Here is a 2,389-nt window from a genome sequence, read left to right as displayed (position 1 = left end):
GTGTGGGTCGTGGTAGCCAGTTCCCGTGTGGGGTTGGGGGCTGCGGCCCACTTTTGTACCTACGGGTAAACAACATTTAATCGACAAATGTCGTGGCTTATATCTCGGGGTAGCTACCGATTTGGCTTAATTGCGGGTACTTAGAAGGGTCCGATGCGCAGTACACCGGTCGGAGGCTCCTCGAATTCTGGCACTGAGCTTGTTGGCATGTCCGATTCAGTTATTGCACTTCTGTGTTTACCACAGCCACTCATCCCGACATGCAGATACCGCGCTTCAATGGGGCTTTACTGCCAAGCTGTCCAAATAGGGATCCATACGCTTATTTGGAATTCGTCCTGATTCTTAAGGCCCTACCTACGAGACAACGCGGCGCCATCCAAGGTCGCGCCAAAAGGAAATCCCGTATGGGCGAGGTATTGCCTGCGCCCATACGGGAATGTGTTGTATTTAATTACGCCAGCGCGGTCTGGGATTGAGCTATCCAGCCACGCTAATCAAAGTACCGAAGTTAGTTATTACTGCTTGGCTTAGCGGGCGGGACGTCGCCGTAGCCGTCGTGGTCCTTATCTTCAGAGTTGATACCTCCGCGGAAGGTGTCGTGAGCGCTCGGAGTAACTGCGTGCGGTGCACGGTCGGCGGTGTTGAACAAAAGGTTCAAGATAATAGCTGCGACGGAACCTACGCAGATTCCTGAGGCCATAAACGTTTGTGCCCATGCCGGCAGTCCGGAGAATAGTTCGGGCGATACAGCCGGAAGCAATGCCAGTGCCAACGGAATACCAACCACGATCACGTTGGATTCAGTGAACTTAACCTTGGATAGGGTGCGGACGCCGGATGCTGCGACCATGCCGAACAAGGCGATACCGGCACCTCCCAAAACTGGAGCCGGGATAGCAGCAACGAGAGCGGCCGTCTTTGGAATCAGTCCCAGAATCAGCAGCATTCCGCCTGCAGCTGCGGTAACCCATCGGGATCGCACGCCCGTGATGGACAGGACGCCGATGTTCTGGGCAAACGCCGTGTATTCGAAGGTATTGAAAATACCGCCGATCACGGTCGCAGCACCGTCGGCACGCAGTGTGTCGGCAATACGGCGATTATCAATCTCGGTCTCGGTAATCTCACCGATTGCAAGCACATCTCCAGTCGCCTCGACCATAGTCACAAGCGAGACAATGCACATGGCAAATACAGCCGAGAAGACAAACTCAGGCATGCCGAAGTAGAACGGATGTGTCAGCCCAAAGATTGGTGAGTCCTTAGTCCCAGACCAATCCACCATTCCCAATGGAATGCACAGCAGCAACCCAGAAATCATGCCCACTAGAACGGCGATTCGGGCGAGCCATTCCGGTGCCCAACGCTCAATACTGAGAATCAAGACCAACACAAACACAGCTACTGCCAAGTTTTGGGGCGTGCCGAAATCAGGAGTGTCCTTGACTTCAGCACCGCCACCAACCCAGTCAGCTGCGACTGGCATAAGCGTCGTACCGATAATCAATAGCACCGTGCCAGTGACCAACGGCGGAAATAGACGTAGAAGCGATGCAAAAAGCGGTGCAAAGAGCATCATGAAAATGCCCGATGCAATCACCGAACCGTAGATTGCGGGCACGCCGTATTGCGATCCGATAGTGACCATCGGAATGGCGGCAGAGAAGGTACAGCCCTGAATCAGTGGTAACCGCACACCAAATCGCCAAATACCCACCGACTGCACGATGGTGGCGATGCCGGCAACAAACAGGTCCGCGGCAATTAGGTGCGGAATATCGGATGGGGACATACGCCCGGCATCCACAAGTGCCCAGCCCACGAAAAGCGGGACTGCCACCGCGCCTGCATACGCGGCGAGCACATGTTGAAAGCCGAGTACAAGCAATTTCACATGGCCCGGATACTCATCGACCGGATGGACCGGCCGGGCATCGGTCTTCGTTGATGTAGTCACAGTTCGACTTTAGTTCCCTAGCCCAGCTTTTCCTCACTGGAGCTTTCTATTGGGGTGGTTTCGCTCCATCTCGCTTTACGACGAAGGCCTCGAGACTTGTCACTTTGCTGAGATAACTCGTGAGTGTGCGTAAGAAGCCGGTGAACGAACGCATTGCCGAACAGCTTTAAGTGAAACTCTAGGGTTATGGTCTTCTATTAGCTCGAAAGTACCCAAGAAAGTCATTGTGACCTGGGGGTTCGCTTTATGTGTGAAGTGTGTGTAATGTATCCGGGGTCAGCGCGACAGGGCGATGTGATTGCTTGTTGTGGTGATGTGGGGGAGAGTTTACTTTGTATTCACGGTCGGTTTGACTTGTGTTTGCAGTGAAGGTAGAGTCTTCTTCTGCTGCTCATGTGGTGGTTGCCCTGGTTGGGGTGGTTGTCTTCG

General features: G+C 53.9%; 1 protein-coding gene. It reads right to left on the bottom strand.

All coding sequences use genetic code 11. The annotated features are described in order from the left end of the window. Window positions 1-511: 511 nt before the first annotated feature. A complete protein-coding gene (locus tag HMPREF2920_RS09870) occupies window positions 512-1,960 on the bottom strand; it encodes a nucleobase:cation symporter-2 family protein (protein WP_049189566.1) in 1,449 nt (482 codons plus the stop codon). Between the last annotated feature and the right edge of the window lie 429 nt (window positions 1,961-2,389).

The organism is Corynebacterium sp. HMSC075F02 (assembly GCF_001838335.1).
Lineage (GTDB): Bacteria > Actinomycetota > Actinomycetes > Mycobacteriales > Mycobacteriaceae > Corynebacterium > Corynebacterium jeikeium_D.
Note: the sequence above shows the minus strand (reverse complement) of the source record. Positions and strands in the feature narration are given on the sequence as shown.